The sequence below is a fragment of the Streptomyces sp. NPDC046379 genome, assembly GCF_055587785.1.
The window spans coordinates 56,385-72,416 of the sequence record NZ_JBVJFP010000002.1; the positions used below are offsets into that span (position 1 = coordinate 56,385).

At 72.4% G+C, this 16,032-nt stretch carries 13 protein-coding genes; 10 read left to right on the forward strand and 3 right to left on the reverse strand.

Translation table 11 applies throughout. From position 1 onward, the window contains the following. The first annotated feature begins 285 nt into the window (after positions 1 to 285). Genes ACZ6KF_RS04290 through ACZ6KF_RS04300 form a run of 3 tightly spaced genes read left to right on the forward strand, consistent with a single transcriptional unit; the run spans position 286 to position 4,886 of the window. Positions 286 to 2,055, forward strand: coding sequence for an IucA/IucC family protein (locus tag ACZ6KF_RS04290; protein ID WP_469237223.1), 1,770 nt, complete (start codon positions 286 to 288; stop codon positions 2,053 to 2,055). 21 nt (positions 2,056 to 2,076) lie between these two features. Then, positions 2,077 to 2,865 carry a GNAT family N-acetyltransferase gene (locus ACZ6KF_RS04295; RefSeq protein WP_469237225.1) on the forward strand — a complete coding sequence of 263 codons (789 nt, stop codon included), beginning with the start codon at positions 2,077 to 2,079 and terminating at the stop codon, positions 2,863 to 2,865. A 47-nt stretch (positions 2,866 to 2,912) separates the two neighbouring features. Further along, entirely contained in the window at positions 2,913 to 4,886 is a 1,974-nt protein-coding gene (locus tag ACZ6KF_RS04300) for an ATP-dependent DNA helicase (RefSeq protein WP_469158357.1), read from the forward strand. 174 nt (positions 4,887 to 5,060) lie between these two features. Here the strand turns inward: ACZ6KF_RS04300 and lexA are convergent, their stop codons facing one another. Further along, positions 5,061 to 5,840, reverse strand: coding sequence for a transcriptional repressor LexA (lexA, locus tag ACZ6KF_RS04305; protein ID WP_356633123.1), 780 nt, complete (start codon positions 5,838 to 5,840; stop codon positions 5,061 to 5,063). A gap of 561 nt (positions 5,841 to 6,401) precedes the next feature. Between lexA and nrdR the strand changes: the two genes are divergently transcribed. Continuing rightward, entirely contained in the window at positions 6,402 to 6,989 is a 588-nt protein-coding gene (nrdR, locus tag ACZ6KF_RS04310; RefSeq protein ID WP_356633125.1) for a transcriptional regulator NrdR, read from the forward strand. A gap of 160 nt (positions 6,990 to 7,149) precedes the next feature. Further along, positions 7,150 to 10,044: a vitamin B12-dependent ribonucleotide reductase gene (locus ACZ6KF_RS04315; protein ID WP_469237226.1), complete on the forward strand. Its 2,895-nt coding sequence runs from the start codon at positions 7,150 to 7,152 to the stop codon at positions 10,042 to 10,044. Positions 10,045 to 10,159: 115 nt separating this feature from the next. Here the strand turns inward: ACZ6KF_RS04315 and ACZ6KF_RS04320 are convergent, their stop codons facing one another. Beyond that, positions 10,160 to 10,693, reverse strand: a complete 534-nt coding sequence (locus ACZ6KF_RS04320) for a TerD family protein (protein WP_356633129.1) — start codon at positions 10,691 to 10,693, stop codon at positions 10,160 to 10,162. Between the two features lie 147 nt (positions 10,694 to 10,840). Between ACZ6KF_RS04320 and ACZ6KF_RS04325 the strand changes: the two genes are divergently transcribed. From ACZ6KF_RS04325 to ACZ6KF_RS04345, 5 genes are all read left to right on the forward strand, one after another. Next, a complete protein-coding gene (locus ACZ6KF_RS04325; RefSeq protein ID WP_469175194.1) occupies positions 10,841 to 11,446 on the forward strand; it encodes a YdbC family protein in 606 nt (201 codons plus the stop codon). Between the two features lie 73 nt (positions 11,447 to 11,519). Beyond that, positions 11,520 to 12,179: a histidine phosphatase family protein gene (locus tag ACZ6KF_RS04330; protein WP_356633133.1), complete on the forward strand. Its 660-nt coding sequence runs from the start codon at positions 11,520 to 11,522 to the stop codon at positions 12,177 to 12,179. Between the two features lie 12 nt (positions 12,180 to 12,191). Then, complete coding sequence (locus ACZ6KF_RS04335; protein WP_469237229.1) at positions 12,192 to 13,094, forward strand: ADP-ribosylglycohydrolase family protein; 903 nt, start codon at positions 12,192 to 12,194, stop codon at positions 13,092 to 13,094. Positions 13,095 to 13,508: 414 nt separating this feature from the next. Then, positions 13,509 to 14,210, forward strand: coding sequence for a ribonuclease HII (locus ACZ6KF_RS04340; protein ID WP_356633137.1), 702 nt, complete (start codon positions 13,509 to 13,511; stop codon positions 14,208 to 14,210). A gap of 68 nt (positions 14,211 to 14,278) precedes the next feature. Beyond that, positions 14,279 to 14,920, forward strand: a complete 642-nt coding sequence (locus tag ACZ6KF_RS04345) for a hypothetical protein (RefSeq protein WP_356633139.1) — start codon at positions 14,279 to 14,281, stop codon at positions 14,918 to 14,920. A 471-nt stretch (positions 14,921 to 15,391) separates the two neighbouring features. Here ACZ6KF_RS04345 and ACZ6KF_RS04350 read toward each other — a convergent pair whose 3' ends face one another. Then, on the reverse strand, positions 15,392 to 16,027 hold the full coding sequence (locus tag ACZ6KF_RS04350) for a hypothetical protein (RefSeq protein ID WP_356633141.1): 636 nt from the start codon (positions 16,025 to 16,027) through the stop codon (positions 15,392 to 15,394). Positions 16,028 to 16,032: the final 5 nt, after the last annotated feature.

Genomic DNA, 16,032 nt, shown 5'->3' on the forward strand with positions numbered 1-16,032 from the left:
GTCGACACATGCCGTGCCCGCCGGCCGGCCGCTGCTGCCGGTACGACGGCCAGGACTGCCCCTGCCCCGCACGCTCCGACGCCGGCCGCCGCCCACCGGGAGCGCCGCGCCGGGGCCCCGGTCGTCGGAGTGCGCCATGGCGTCGTACCGCTGCTGCCGCCCCGATCATCGGCGAAGAGCAGGCCACAACGGCGCCGGATCGGCCGGCCACCTCCCAGCCGCGGTGGCGCGCCGACCGGCGGCCACTCACCACCGACCACCCCCCCACCTCCTCAAGGACCCCGCTTGATCACCACCGCCACCCCGATCCCCCGACCCGCCACCGACCGGCAGGCTCCCGGACAGCGCAGCGGTCCGGACGGCGCCGACGCACACGCCGCGGCCCAGGCGGCGGCCGTGGAGAACCTGCTGCGCTGCTGGGTGCGCGAGACCGGTCTGCCCGCGCCGCACGACGGCGTGCTGCACGTCCCCCTGCCCGCCAGCGGCACCGCCCTGCGCGTCCCGGTGCGCCACTGGTCCCCCACGGGTCTGCACCGCTTCGGCCCGCCCTCCCCGGCAGGCGCCGCCTGCGCCCCGCCGCTCGACGCCGTCGCCCTCGCCGCCCTGCTCGCCCGCGAGCGCCCGGACGGCGGTGCGGGAGCCGACCTCGTCGCCCGCGTCGCCGACTCGGTCCGCCGTACGGCAGCCTTCCTCGGCGACCGCGGACCCGACCCCGTCGACCGCTTCCTCGCGGCGGAACAGGCGCTGCTGCTCGGCCACCCGCTGCACCCCGCGCCCAAGAGCCGGGAGGGCCTGACCGAGGCCGAGGCCCGCCGGTACTCGCCCGAGCTGCGCGGCTCCTTCCCCCTGCACTGGATGGCGGTCGCACCCGGCGCCCTCGCCACCGACTCGGCCTGGACCGAGGGCGGCCGAACCGTCCCCGCCCCCGACCTGACCGCCCGCCTCGCCGGAGACGGCCTCCCCCTGCCCGACGGGTACGCCGCCCTGCCCCTGCACCCCTGGCAGGCACGCGAGGTCCGGCACCGCCCCGAGACCGCCGCCCTCCTCGACGCCGGGCTGCTCCGCGACCTGGGCGCCCACGGTTCCCCCTGGCACCCCACCTCCTCGGTCCGCACCGTCCACCGGACCCATGCCCCGGCCATGCTCAAGCTCTCCCTGGGGCTGCGCATCACCAATTCCCGGCGTGAGCACCTGCGCAAGGAACTGCACCGGGGCGTCGAGGTCCACCGGCTGCTGCGCGGCGGCCTGTCCCGGCGGTGGCGGGCCGCGCACCCCGGCTTCGACATCGTGCGCGACCCGGCGTGGCTCGCCGTCGACGGACCCGACGGCGGCCCCGTGCCCGGACTCGACGTGATGATCCGGCACAACCCCTTTTCCCCGGCCGACGACGTCACCTGCGTCGCCGCACTCACCGCCCCCGGCCCCCTCGCCTCACCGGGCTCCCGGCTCGCCCGCGCGGTGACGAGGCTGGCGGCCCGGACCGGGCGGCCACGGGAAGCCGTCGCGGCCGAGTGGTTCCTGCGCTACCTGGAACAGGTCGTCCGCCCCGTTCTCTGGCTGGACGCCGAGGCGGGCGTCGCCCTGGAGGCCCATCAGCAGAACACCCTCGTCCTGCTGGACGGCGACGGCTGGCCCGTGGGCGGCCGTTACCGCGACAACCAGGGCTACTACTTCCGCGAGTCCCGGCGCGCGGACCTGGAGTCCCGGCTGCCGGGCATCGGCGCCCGCAGCGACACCTTCGTCCCGGACGAGGTCGCCGACGAACGGTTCGTTTACTACCTGGCGATCAACAACGTGTTCGGCCTGATCGGCGCGTTCGGGGCGCAGCGACTCGCCGACGAGCGGCTGCTGCTCGCCGCCTTCCGACGGTTCCTCGAAGGGGCGGCCACCGGGCCCCGACGGCTGCGCACCCCGCTGCCCGCCCGGCTGCTCGACGCGCCGGTCCTGCGCTGCAAGGCGAACCTGCTGACCCGGCTGCACGGCCTCGACGAACTCGTCGGCCCCGTCGACACCCAGTCCGTCTACGTCGCCGTCGCCAACCCGCTCCGTCCCTGACCCCTTCGAGAGGAGCCCTCCGTGCCCCCCACCGACGCGAGCCCCGACACCGAGGACACGCTGGACCTGGGCCTGCCCGGCGAACTCGCCGCCCTCCTCGCCGCGCAGGCCGCCCAGACCACCGAGACCGCCGAGACGGTGGAGACCACCGAGGCCGTGGAGGCCGCCGAGGCTGCCGAGGCCGGCGCGCCGCGGTACGCCGTCCCCCGCGGCCTCCCGGTCCTTCCGCCGGCCCCCGAGGCTTTGCTCGACCAGGTGGGCGAGTGGAGCCCGGCCCCCACCCCCCTCGGCGCCTTCCGCCTCGTTCCCGTACGCCTCCCGGACGACCTCCCCCTCGTCGCCCGCTGGATGAACGACCCGGCGGTCGCCGAGTTCTGGGAGCTGGCCGGGCCCGAGCGCCGGACCGAGGAACACCTGCGGACCCGGCTCGACGGCGACGGACGCAGCGTGCCCTGCCTCGGCGTCCTCGACGGCACGCCGATGAGCTACTGGGAGATCTACCGCGCCGACCTGGACCCGCTCGCCCGGCACTGCCCCGCCCGCCCGCACGACACCGGCGTTCACCTGCTCATCGGGGAAGCCGCCGACCGGGGGCGGGGCGTGGGCGCCTGCCTGCTCAGGGCCGTCGCCGATCTGGTGTTCGCGCACCGGCCGGCGTGCGCCCGCGTCCTTGCCGAGCCGGACGTGCGCAACGTCCCGTCCGTGGCCGCCTTCCTCGGCGCCGGCTTCCGGTTCGCCGCCGAGGTCGAGCTGCCCGGCAAGCGGGCCGCGCTGATGATCCGCGACCGGTCCCTGCGGCACCTCCTGTAGCGCGCGATGACCTCATTGTCAGTGGCGGGCCGTAGGGTGGTCGAGCTATGACGAAGCCCTCACTCCCCGAACTCCTGCACGCCGCCGTCGCAGCCGTCGGCGGCACGGAGCGCCCCGGTCAGGTGACCATGGCGGAAGCCGTCGGCCAGGCCATCGACGACGGAACCCATCTGCTGGTCCAGGCGGGCACCGGCACCGGAAAGTCGCTCGGCTATCTGGTGCCCGCCCTGGCGCACGGGGAGCGCGTCGTCGTCGCGACGGCGACCCTCGCGCTGCAGCGCCAGCTGGTGGAACGGGACCTGCCCCGCACGGTCGAGGCCCTGCACCCGCTGCTGCGCCGCCGTCCGGAGTTCGCGATGCTCAAGGGCCGGTCGAACTACCTGTGCCTGCACCGCCTCCACGAGGGCGTCCCGCAGGACGAGGAGGAAGGGCTGTTCGACCAGTTCGAGGCCGCGGCGCCCACCAGCAGGCTCGGCCAGGATCTGCTCCGGCTGCGCGACTGGTCCGACGAGACGGAGACCGGCGACCGCGACGACCTCACGCCGGGCGTCTCGGACCGCGCCTGGCAGCAGGTGTCGGTCTCCTCGCGCGAGTGCCTGGGCGCAAGCAAATGCGCGTACGGTGCCGAGTGCTTCGCCGAGACGGCCAGGGAGCGCGCCAAGCTCGCCGACGTCGTCGTCACCAACCACGCGCTGCTCGCGATCGACGCCATCGAGGGCGCGCCGGTCCTTCCGCAGCACGAGGTGCTGATCGTGGACGAGGCGCACGAGCTGGTCTCGCGGGTCACCGGGGTCGCCACCGGCGAGCTGACCCCGGGGCAGGTCAACCGGGCGGTGCGGCGCGCGGCGAAGCTGGTGAACGAGAAGGCCGCCGACCAGCTCCAGACCGCCGCCGAGGGCTTCGAGCGGCTGATGGAGCTGGCCCTGCCGGGCCGCTTGGAGGAGATCCCCGAGGATCTCGGCTACGCCCTCACGGCGCTGCGCGACGCCTGTCGCACGGTGATCTCGGCGATCGGCGCGACGCGTGACCGGTCCGTGCAGGACGAGGACGCGGTCCGCAAGCAGGCGCTGGCCTCCGTGGAGTCCGTGCACGACGTGGCGGAGCGGATCACCCACGGCTCGGAGTGGGACGTCGTCTGGTACGAGCGGCACGACCGCTTCGGGGCCTCGCTGCGGGTCGCCCCGATGTCCGTCTCGGGCCTGCTGCGGGAGAAGCTCTTCGCCGACCGCTCGGTGGTCCTCACCTCGGCGACGCTCAAGCTGGGCGGCGACTTCAACGGTGTCGGCGCCTCCCTCGGCCTGGGCCCGGAGGGCATGGAGGGCGAGGATCTGCCGCAGTGGAAGGGCGTCGACGTCGGCTCGCCGTTCGACTACCCCAAGCAGGGCATCCTCTACGTCGCCAAGCATCTGGCCCGGCCCGCGCGGGACGGCGACCGGGCCGACATGCTGGACGAGCTGACGGAGCTGATCCAGGCGGCGGGCGGCCGGACCCTCGGCCTGTTCTCCTCGATGCGGGCCGCCCAGCTCGCGGCCGAGGAGCTGCGCACCCGCATCCCGGAGTACCCGATCCTGCTCCAGGGCGAGGAGACCCTAGGTGAGCTGATCAAGAACTTCGCGGCCGATCCCAGGACGTGCCTGTTCGGGACGCTGTCGCTGTGGCAGGGGGTGGACGTGCCCGGGCCCAGCTGCCAGTTGGTCGTCATGGACAAGATCCCGTTCCCGCGCCCGGACGATCCGCTGATGAGCGCCCGCCAGAAGGCGGTGGAGGAGGCCGGGGGCAACGGTTTCATGGCGGTGGCCGCCACCCACGCGGCGCTGCTGATGGCGCAGGGCGCCGGCCGTCTCGTACGGGCGTCGGGGGACCGCGGCGTGGTCGCGGTGCTGGACCAGCGGCTGGCCACGGCCCGGTACGGCAGCTATCTCAAGGCGTCCCTGCCCGACTTCTGGTACACGACGGACCCCAACCAGGTACGGAAGTCGCTGGCCGCGATCGACGCCAAGGCAACGGCTGACGGGCAGTGAACGCGGCGGCGCCCTCCGCGCCCGTCGCTTGAGCAACCACTACGGCCGTCAAACAGGTCCGCGGGAGCGGCGCCGGTTCAGCCGCAAAAGCAGACCCCGGAACCGGCGCAGGGGTCCCGGGGCCCGGTCAGGGAGGGCGGCGGCCGAGGGGACGACGGCCGCCCGCTGCAGGCGTCAGACGCGCCGCAGGACTGCCACCACCTTGCCGAGGATCGTCGCGTCGTCGCCGGGGATCGGCTCGTACGCGGAGTTGTGCGGGAGCAGCCACACGTGGCCGTCCTCGCGCTTGAAGCGCTTGACGGTGGCCTCGCCGTCGAGCATTGCGGCCACGATGTCTCCGTTCTCGGCGACGGGCTGGCGCCGCACGGTGACCCAGTCGCCGTCGCAGATCGCGGCCTCGATCATGGAGTCGCCGACGACCTTCAGCACGAACAGCTCGCCGTCGCCGACCAGCTGCCGGGGCAGCGGGAACACGTCCTCCACCGACTCTTCGGCGAGGATCGGGCCACCGGCGGCGATCCGGCCGACCAGCGGGACGTAGGACGCGGCCGGCTTGCCCGCGGTGTCGGTGGGCTGCACGGAGGCTGCCTGGTCGGAGCCGCGCACCTCGTAGGCGCGCGGGCGGTGCGGGTCGCGGCGCAGGAAGCCCTTGCGCTCCAGTGCCATCAGCTGGTGCGCCACGGAGGACGTGCTGGACAGGCCGACCGCCTGGCCGATCTCCCGCATCGACGGCGGGTAGCCCCGGCGCTGCACGGAGTCCCTGATGACCTCGATCACCCGGCGCTGCCGATCGGTGAGCCCGGAGCTGTCCGCCCTGATGCCTGGAGGTCGGCCCGGCAGGGAGCGCTTGTGCCCCTCGGGATTCACGGATTCGTTCATCGCATGCACCGGCTCGAGTCGGCCCTGGGAGCGGTCCTGGGCGGTGATGGCGGCACTGTCTGCGGTGGTGGTCACGTCGGCCCCTCTCGATGGTCTCCCTGCTGGACAACGGTAGATGGTTTCGAAAGGTTGCGCCAAACACACGTTCGAGTGAAAAACCGCGAATTCGCTTACGTGACCACGTGCCTGGGTGTATGTGCTACCGACGGCACCCGCGGACAAATGCGTCCATTGCTGTACTCTTCACCGCCGGGTCGCTCCCTCGTGGGGGCGACGCCCAGTCTGCCATCAGGCGTCGCGCGGACCGAGCACCGGCCCCCGTAGCGCGGGATTTCCCACGCCTCCTCCCTGCGGCGCTCACCGTATCTCCGCAACCGCACACGCGTTGCCTACGCACGCGTGGCGGATCGTCGACATCGCGTGACCGGTCGCGGCCCGTGTCGCCCCGGCGACACGCGGGACAGCGCCCCCGTACGGGCCGATCCCCACATCTAGTGGTTGGATGGCTACAGCAGCCCAGAACTTGTGGTCCCCATGGTCTCCGGGCCGAAGGTCATCGCCTATGCTGGTGCTCGCTTCGAGGGGCCCAAGGGTCTGTTGAGGCTGTTGAGTCTGCTGTGAGGAGGGTTCGGAACCATGCACTGCCCCTTCTGCAGGCACCCCGACAGCCGCGTCGTCGACAGTCGGACCACCGACGACGGCACGTCCATCCGCAGACGTCGCCAGTGCCCCGACTGCTCCCGTCGTTTCACGACCGTGGAGACGTGCTCGCTCATGGTGGTCAAGCGGTCCGGGGTCACCGAGCCCTTCAGCCGCACCAAGGTCATCAACGGCGTGCGCAAGGCCTGCCAGGGCCGGCCCGTCACCGAGGACGCGCTCGCCCAGCTCGGCCAGCGGGTCGAAGAGGCGGTGCGCGCCACCGGGAGCGCCGAGCTGACCACCCACGACGTGGGTCTGGCCATACTCGGCCCGCTCCAGGAGCTCGACCTCGTCGCCTACCTGCGGTTCGCGTCCGTCTACCGGGCGTTCGAGTCGCTCGAGGACTTCGAGGCGGCGATCGCGGAACTCAGGCAGCGGCCGGAGGACTTCGCCGGCGGCGACGAGGGCGCCGGCCGGGACACCGGCGGAGACACCAGCGGGAACACCGGCGAGGGGAGCCGGAAGGACGACCGCGGGGCGGACGGGACCGGGCAGGTCCCCCAGCCCGCGGCCGCCGCCGACTGACGGCGGACCGGAGCCGGAGGCGAGATCCGGGTCCGGCCGCCTCGGCGGCGAGGAAGGTCTGTTGCGGTGGCGGCGAGGGCCCCGCAACACAGGACAGAACACCGTGTCACGGGAACATCGTGGCATTTCAGGGCGTTTTCGCCCGTACCAGGGAGGCGGCATGACAGAGACGGCGAGCGGTCCGGCACGAGGTTCCCGAGCCAAGGGCGCCAAGGCGAGCAAGGGGCTGCGTATCGAGCGCATCCACACCACCCCCGGCGTGCATCCGTACGACGAGGTGACCTGGGAGCGCCGTGACGTCGTCATGACCAACTGGCGCGACGGCTCGGTCAACTTCGAGCAGCGTGGCGTCGAGTTCCCCGGCTTCTGGTCGGTGAACGCGGTCAACATCGTCACCAGCAAGTACTTCCGCGGTGCCGTCGGCACCCCGCAGCGCGAGACCAGCCTGCGGCAGCTGATCGACCGCATCGTGAAGACCTACCGGAAGGCCGGCGAGGAGCACGGGTACTTCGCGTCGCCCGCCGACGCCGAGATCTTCGAGCACGAGCTGGCGTACGCCCTCCTGCACCAGATCTTCAGCTTCAACAGCCCCGTCTGGTTCAACGTCGGAACGCCCCAGCCCCAGCAGGTGTCCGCCTGCTTCATCCTGTCCGTCGACGACTCCATGGAGTCGATCCTCGACTGGTACAAGGAAGAGGGCATGATCTTCAAGGGTGGCTCCGGCGCCGGCCTGAACCTCTCCCGCATCCGCTCCTCCAAGGAGCTGCTCTCCTCCGGCGGCAACGCCTCCGGCCCCGTCTCCTTCATGCGCGGCGCCGACGCCTCCGCCGGAACGATCAAGTCGGGCGGCGCCACCCGCCGCGCGGCCAAGATGGTCATCCTCGACGTCGACCACCCCGACATCGAGGACTTCATCGAGACCAAGGTCAAGGAAGAGGAGAAGATCCGCGCCCTGCGCGACGCGGGCTTCGACATGGACCTGGGCGGCGACGACATCACGTCCGTCCAGTACCAGAACGCCAACAACTCGGTCCGCGTGAACGACGAGTTCATGAAGGCCGTCGAGCAGGGCGGCAAGTTCGGCCTCCGCGCGCGGATGACCGGCGAGGTCATCGAGGAGGTCGACGCCAGGGCCCTGTTCCGCAAGATGGCCGAGGCCGCCTGGGCCTGCGCCGACCCGGGCATCCAGTACGACGACACCATCAACCACTGGCACACCTGCCCGGAGTCCGGCCGGATCAACGGCTCGAACCCCTGCAGCGAGTACATGCACCTGGACAACACGTCCTGCAACCTCGCCTCGCTGAACCTCATGAAGTTCCTCAAGGACGACGGCAAGGGCAACCAGTCCTTCGAGGTCGAGCGGTTCGCCAAGGTCGTCGAGCTGGTCATCACCGCGATGGACATCTCCATCTGCTTCGCCGACTTCCCGACCGAGAAGATCGGCGAGAACACCCGCGCCTTCCGCCAGCTCGGCATCGGCTACGCCAACCTCGGCGCCCTGCTGATGGCGACCGGCCACGCCTACGACTCCGACGGCGGCCGCGCCCTCGCCGGCGCCGTCACCTCCCTGATGACCGGCACCGCCTACCGCCGCTCCGCCGAGCTGGCCGCCGTCGTCGGCCCCTACGACGGCTACGCCCGCAACGCCGACGCCCACAAGCGCGTCATGAAGCAGCACTCCGACGCCAACGGCGAGGCCGTCCGCATGGACGACCTGGACACCCCGATCTGGGCCGCCGCCACGGAGGCCTGGCAGGACGTGCTGCGCCTCGGCGAGAAGAACGGCTTCCGCAACGCCCAGGCGTCCGTCATCGCCCCGACCGGCACCATCGGCCTGGCGATGTCCTGCGACACCACCGGCCTGGAGCCCGACCTCGCCCTGGTCAAGTTCAAGAAGCTGGTCGGCGGCGGCTCGATGCAGATCGTCAACGGCACCGTGCCGCAGGCCCTGCGCCGCCTGGGCTACCAGGAGGAGCAGATCGAGGCGATCGTCGCCCACATCGCCGAGCACGGCAATGTGATCGACGCCCCAAGCCTCAAGCCCGAGCACTACGAGGTGTTCGACTGCGCCATGGGCGAGCGCGCCATCTCCCCGATGGGCCACGTCCGCATGATGGCCGCGATCCAGCCGTGGATCTCCGGCGCCCTGTCCAAGACGGTCAACATGCCGGAGACGGCGACCGTCGAGGAGGTCGAGGAGATCTACTTCGAGGCCTGGAAGATGGGCATCAAGGCCCTCGCCATCTACCGCGACAACTGCAAGGTCGGCCAGCCCCTCTCCGCCAAGACCAAGGAGAAGGAGAAGGCCGAGGTCACGGAGAAGACCGAGGCGACCATCCGCGAGGCCGTCGAGAAGGTCGTCGAGTACCGCCCCGTCCGCAAGCGCCTCCCGAAGGGACGTCCCGGCATCACCACGTCCTTCACCGTCGGCGGCGCCGAGGGCTACATGACCGCCAACTCCTACCCGGACGACGGTCTCGGCGAGGTCTTCCTGAAGATGTCCAAGCAGGGCTCGACCCTCGCGGGCATGATGGACGCCTTCTCCATCGCGGTCTCGGTCGGCCTCCAGTACGGCGTGCCGCTGGAGACCTACGTCTCGAAGTTCACCAACATGCGCTTCGAGCCGGCCGGCATGACGGACGACCCCGACGTGCGGATGGCGCAGTCGATCGTCGACTACATCTTCCGCCGCCTGGCGCTGGACTTCCTGCCGTTCGAGACGCGCTCCGCGCTCGGCATCCACTCCGCCGAGGAGCGCCAGCGCCACCTGGAGACCGGCTCGTACGAGCCGCTGGACGAGGACGTCGACGTCGAGGGCCTGGCCCAGTCGGCGCCGCGCGCCCAGGAGCTGAAGGCGGTCGCCACCCCGAAGGCCGACGTCGAGGCGGCCAAGCCGGCCCCGAAGCAGGCGCACACCAGCGCCGAGCTGGTGGAGATGCAGCTGGGCATCCAGGCCGACGCCCCGCTGTGCTTCTCCTGCGGCACGAAGATGCAGCGGGCCGGTTCCTGCTACATCTGCGAGGGCTGCGGCTCGACCAGCGGCTGCAGCTGACCCGTAGTACCTGAGAAGGGGGCGCCGGCGTACTGCCGGCGCCCCCTTCTCCTTGGGGAATCCTCCCTGGAGGGCTTGGAGAGTCTCCTTGGGGACGGAAACGCGGTGCGCGGGCTCAGGGCTTGAGCGCCGCGCCCATCGTGCGGGTGAAGGCGACCGGGTCGTCCTCGAAGCCGTGCACGCCCGCGTGCAGGTCCCATGCGCCGCCCTCGCCCCGGACGAACTCCGCGATCCGCGCCGCGGTGGACCCGAGGACGCCGCCGAAGTCGTCGGTGGCCAGCTCCGTGTAGCCCTCGCGAATGCGCAGCGCCGGGTTGAGCACGCTGACGAAGGTGCGGCGCCCGGGGCGCTGCTGGATGATGACGCCGACGACCACGCGCGCGTACCGGGCGTCGAGCCGGTCCAGCTCCACGGTCATGACCTCGTCCCAGCCGAAGCCCTTGCCGTCCTTGCTGTCCCGGTTGAGGGTGATCGTCCCGTCGGGGGAGCGGCTGTCGAAGTGCACGAGGTAGGCGGGATCGCCGTACGGGTCGTCGGCCAGGTAGGTCCCGGCGACTATGTCGAGATCGGTGGGCGGCTGCCCCGCCGGGCTCGGGTCCCACCTGAGCGCGATCTCGACCTTGCGGATGCCCTTGCTCATGCCGTTCACAGCCTGCCCCTTCCCCGTTCGCCCGCTGTCTGAACTCCTGGGCGCTCACAGCCGGTTGTCATCCTGCCACGCGCGTGGGCTCCCTCGCGCGCAACCTCTCGGCCGGACCGTGACCGGCGCCACGCCCCGCGGCCTTACGATGGCGCGGTGCTGGTCAAGTGGATTCGCTGCACCGTGGTCGACCGCCGCGGTTTCGAACGCGGGCAGCGGAAGTGGGCGGGGCTTCTGGGGGAGCCGGGGTTTCGCGGACAGGGCGGCGGCTGGAGCCGGGCCCGTCCGTCGGTCGCCCACATCTTCGCGTTCTGGGAGAGCCGGGCGTTCTACGACTCGTTCATGGCCCGCTCGCACGACCGGCTCGCGGCGGCCCAGTCGGGGACCTTCAAGGACCGGCAGGCCAGGCTGTTCGACCACCGCTTCGACGTGAAGACCGGCTTCGAACCGCGGTTCACGGACGCCGACCTGCTGCGGGTGGCCCTGTGCCGGGTCCACGAGGAGCGCGTGGACAACTTCACGCTGATGCAGGAGAAGGTCTGGAACCCGGCGATGGCCGGCTCGCCCGGGATGATCCGCGGGCTGTTCGCGGAGGCGCCGGGGCACGAGTTCATGGTCCTGTCGATGTGGCGGTCGGCCGCCGAGCACGGCAAGTACCGCACCGAACGCGTGGAACGGCTGGCCCTGCGCGCCCAGACCGAGGCCGACGTCGCGGCCCTGACCGGCGACATCGTGGAGCTGGAGCCGAGCTGGACGGTGTGAGCCGGGTGTGACTTACGCTGTATGGGGCCCGTACGAGTGCTCGACGGGCCGTCACTCGATCTAGGGTTTCGGCATGGCACGACCACGGCGCATCGTCCTTGTCCGGCACGGCGAGTCCACGGGCAACGTCGACGACTCCGTGTACGAGCGCGAACCCGACCACGCGCTCGCGCTGACCGAGCGGGGATGGCGGCAGGCCGAGGAGACGGGCAAACGGCTGCGCGAGGTGTTCGGCCGCGAACGCGTCAGCGTGTACGTCTCCCCGTACCGCCGTACGCACGAGACGCTCCGCGCCCTCCACCTCGACCCCGGCCTGATACGCGTGCGCGAGGAGCCCCGGCTGCGCGAGCAGGACTGGGGCAACTGGCAGGACCGCGACGACGTACGGCTGCAGAAGGCGTACCGGGACGCGTACGGGCACTTCTTCTACCGTTTCGCGCAGGGCGAGAGCGGCGCCGACGTCTACGACCGCGTCGGCAACTTCCTGGAGAGCCTGTACCGCAGCTTCGAGGCGCCGGACCACCCGCCGAACGTGCTGCTGGTGACCCACGGGCTGGCGATGCGGCTGTTCTGCATGCGCTGGTTCCACTGGACGGTCGCCGAGTTCGAGTCGCTGGCGAATCCGGACAACGGCGAGATGCGGATGCTCCTGCTCGGGGACGACGGCAAGTACACGCTCGACCGGCCGTTCGAGCGCTGGCGTGATCCCGAGCCGTACGGGATCACCGGATAGGGTGGCGGGAAGATGACTGACTCCTCTCCCCAGGAGCGCCTGGAGCGTGCCCTGGCCGCCCTCCGCGGACTCGCGGTGGGAGACGCGCTGGGCTCCCAGTTCTTCGTGCCGGTGAACTACCCGCTGCTGCAGCGGCGCGAGCTGCCGCCCGCCCCCTGGCAGTGGACGGACGACACGGAGATGGCCGGCTCGGTCGTCGCCGTCCTCGCCGCCCACCGGCGCATCGACCAGGACGCCCTGGCCCGCTCCTTCGCGGAGCACCACGACTTCGACCGCGGCTACGGCCCGGCGGTCAACCGGCTGCTGCGGCTGGTCCGGGAGGGCGGGGACTGGCGCGAACTGTCCGCCGCGCTGTTCAACGGGCAGGGATCGTGGGGGAACGGCGCCGCGATGCGGATCGCCCCGCTCGGCGCCTGGTACGCGGGCGATCCCGAGCAGGCGACGCATCAGGCGGAGATCTCCGCCTATCCGACGCACCAGCACCGCGAGGCCGTGGTCGGCGCCATGGCCGTCGCCGCTGCCGCCGCGCTGGCGGGCTCCCCGGGCGGCCCGCCGAGCGCGGAGGCGCTCCTGGACGGCGTCATCGCACTGGTCCCCAAGAGCGCCGTCGCGGCCGGGCTGCGGCGGGCCCGGGACATGCTCGACTACGGCGACGCCGCCACGGTCGCCGCGGTGCTGGGCTGCGGGCGGCGTACGACGGCCCATGACACCGTCCCCTTCGCGCTGTGGTCGGCGGCGCGGGCGCTCGGCGGCTACGAGCGGGCCTTCTGGACGACCGCGCAGGTCGGCGGCGACGTGGACACGACCTGCGCGATCGTGGGCGGGATCGTCGCCGCGGACCGGGCGGGGGCGCCGCCGGCGGAGTGGACCGCCCGTACGGAGCCGCTGCCAGGCTGGATGAGGGGTACCGCCTGACCGGCGCGGCGACGCACGCGCACCCGGTACGGCCCTCGGCCCCGTCGTTCACGAATGCGACACCGCGCAGGCGGAGCGCTGCCACGAGGTCGTCCTCACCGATGTGGCAGAGCCGGCGATCCGGCTCATTGGGGAGGAGACCGACCGGGGGACCGCGGGCGGCGCGGTGCGCGCGGGGGCGGGGACGCCTGAGCGGCGCCCGAGTCCGCTACGCCGTCCCGGCGGCGGCCGTATGCCCGCCGACGATGTGCGCAAGCGAATCGGGCCACAGGGAGAGCGGGGGGACGGCCGACCGGTCGGTCATGCCGCTGCCGCGCCCGTCGGAGGCTGATTCCGGCCCAGTCGGGGGCCCCGGGCGGATCCGGCGAACCGGGGTGTCGCGGCGGTGTGCGAGCGGCGTAATCTAAGGGCGCCATGCCGTACGAACCACCCACTCACACCGTCGAGCGCTCCCTGCGCGCCACGACCGGAGCGAAGGTCATTGCCGGTGTCGACGAGGTGGGGCGCGGCGCGTGGGCCGGCCCGGTCACCGTCTGCGCGGCGGTCACCGGACTGCGTCGGCCCCCCGAGGGCCTCACCGACTCCAAGCTGCTCACGGTCAGACGACGCACCGCGCTCGCCGAGGAACTGCGCGCCTGGGTCACGTCGTACGCCCTGGGGCATGCCTCACCGGAGGAGATCGACGAACTCGGCATGACGGCGGCGCTGCGGCTCGCGGCCGTGCGGGCCCTGGAAGGCCTGCCGGTCCGGCCCGACGCGGTGATCCTCGACGGCAAGCACGACTACCTCGGTGCGCCGTGGAAGGTCCGCACGGTGATCAAGGGAGACCAGTCGTGCGTGGCGGTGGCCGCGGCTTCGGTGATCGCCAAGGTTCAGCGCGACAAAATGATGGCCGAACTGGGCATCGACCATGCAGACTTCGGTTTTGCGGACAACGCCGGGTATCCGTCGCCCGTGCACAAGGCCGCACTGGCGGAGCGGGGCCCCACCCCGTACCACCGACTCACGTGGGCGTATCTTGATGCGCTGCCCCAGTGGCGGCACCTCAAGAAGGCCCGCACCTGGGCGGACGGAAACGTTCCGGAGATCGAGGGCCAGCTCGGCTTCGATTTCTGACGATTCCGATCGCACGTTTGTGCCACCCACCGGCGCGAGCCGAATCAGCGTTTGATAGACATCACCTCATGCCTCTCATCCCCGAGGAGCCTCAGATTCACGAGAGTGCCCAGGGTCCCCGCGCCACGCCGGCCACCGGTCGCACCGCGCCGACCCCCCGTCCCGTACCCGGCCCCCGCCCCGCGGCTCCGCCGCGTCCCGGGCGTCCCGGGCCTCTCCGGCCCACGCCGCCGGCGCAGCGCGCGCCGCGCGACGTGACCGCCACCGCCGCGCCCTCGGGCCCGGCCGCCCCTGCCGCCGCCTCCGCCCAGGCTCCGGCGACCCCGCAGATCCAGCTGATCCCGGCCTCGGTCGAGGGTGCGCTCGACGCTGCCGAGGAAGCCGTCGACCTGCTGCTGGAGACCGGCCGCGCTCCGGGTGACGTACTGGTGATCACCACCGGTGAACTCCATCCGTGGGCCGCCCACGAGCTGTCGTTCGGCGAGACGTCCTACTGGGCCCAGCACGACGCCCGCGACGACGTCTTCTACGCCGACGCCGCCGTGGCGGACCGCGCAGGATCCCGGCCCGTGGTCGTCGTGGCCGTCAACGGCGGTTCCGACTCCGTCGCCGCCACCGCCCTGCCGCTCGCCCTCCGGCGGGCCGGCGCCCTGCTGATCGTCTGCGGCGACCCGCAGAAGATCAACTCGGTGCTGGGCGCGGGCGTCTGACCTGCTCCCCGGCCCGCCCGGGACGGGTCACGGCGACGGCCTGAACGCCGCCGCGGCGGCGCGAGCACGGAGGGCGGCTCGACGTGCGCGCGGATCCGCACGCGTCCGGTGCGCCTCGGTGGGTCGGCCTCGGTGGGCTGCTGGTGATTTGTCCGGGGGGAGCTGTGTGCCGGGTCCGTGGTTCGGCGTCGGCTGTTCGGTGACCGAGCGGCTCGGTGACCGTGGTTCGAGTCCGTTCTTCGCCGTCCGTCATCCGGGGGCTTGCCGGTCGTCGTGCCGTACGGGGCCGGAGCCGCCGTGGGAGACGGTGCCTGCCATGGCCGGTGCCGACGACGGTCGGCCGGAGCGGGCGATTGCGTGCCTGTTGCCGGCGATTCTCCGCTCGCGCCGGTGATGTGCGTCCCGCCCGGATTTCCGCGTGCATCCCCAGCACGCCCAGCCTGCCCGGCGGCGTGTGCGGATGCCCCGCCGTCAGCGGGCAGCCGCGCGGCGCAGGACCTCGGAGGCGGCTCCGCCGGTGCGCGGCAGCGGGGCCGGCGCCTCGGACAGGCTGAACGGCTCGGGCGCCGAGGCGGAATGGGGGCGGCGACCGCCCCGGCCCTCGCCGAGCACCTGCCAGCCGTCGCGTGTCAGCGTGATGTACGCCCCGCAGCGCAGCCCGTGCAGGGTGCAGGCGTCACGCAGTCCCCACATCCACGCGCCGTCCTCCTCGGTCCAACGCGCGTCCCCCTCACGGCAGTAGAGCAGCACGGCCGTGCGCACCGGCGTGCGCCGGCGCAGGTCGTGCGGGATGACGCGGCGCAGCTGGTCCAGCAGCGCGTTGCGGAACATCCAGCCGTCGGCGGGCGCCTGGCGCCGGGTGAACGAGGCGCTGGCGATCAGCCGTTCCTCCGGGTCGAGGACCGCGACGACGGCGGTGGCCGGCCGGGGCCGGTGCCGGGCGTGCAGCCCGCCGACGACTTCCCTGGGGTTGCGCAGCAGGGGGATGCCCGCGGCCGCCCATTCCGCGGGTTCGAGCACGCGGGCAACGGGGTTGGCGGTTGCGGCGGACAGGTCGGCGGACGTCGACGTGGATGCCGCGGAGGACGGAGCGAATCCGAAGGTCACGATCC

Excerpts from the sequence above, each read along its gene's own strand:
- ACZ6KF_RS04300 (WP_469158357.1), top strand. The coding sequence starts at position 2,913 with ATGACGAAGCCCTCACTCCCCGAACTCCTGCACGCCGCCGTCGCAGCC.
- nrdR (WP_356633125.1), top strand. The coding sequence starts at position 6,402 with ATGCACTGCCCCTTCTGCAGGCACCCCGACAGCCGCGTCGTCGACAGT.
- ACZ6KF_RS04335 (WP_469237229.1), top strand. The coding sequence starts at position 12,192 with ATGACTGACTCCTCTCCCCAGGAGCGCCTGGAGCGTGCCCTGGCCGCC.
- ACZ6KF_RS04330 (WP_356633133.1), top strand. The coding sequence starts at position 11,520 with ATGGCACGACCACGGCGCATCGTCCTTGTCCGGCACGGCGAGTCCACG.
- ACZ6KF_RS04345 (WP_356633139.1), top strand. The coding sequence starts at position 14,279 with ATGCCTCTCATCCCCGAGGAGCCTCAGATTCACGAGAGTGCCCAGGGT.
- ACZ6KF_RS04340 (WP_356633137.1), top strand. The coding sequence starts at position 13,509 with ATGCCGTACGAACCACCCACTCACACCGTCGAGCGCTCCCTGCGCGCC.
- ACZ6KF_RS04315 (WP_469237226.1), top strand. The coding sequence starts at position 7,150 with ATGACAGAGACGGCGAGCGGTCCGGCACGAGGTTCCCGAGCCAAGGGC.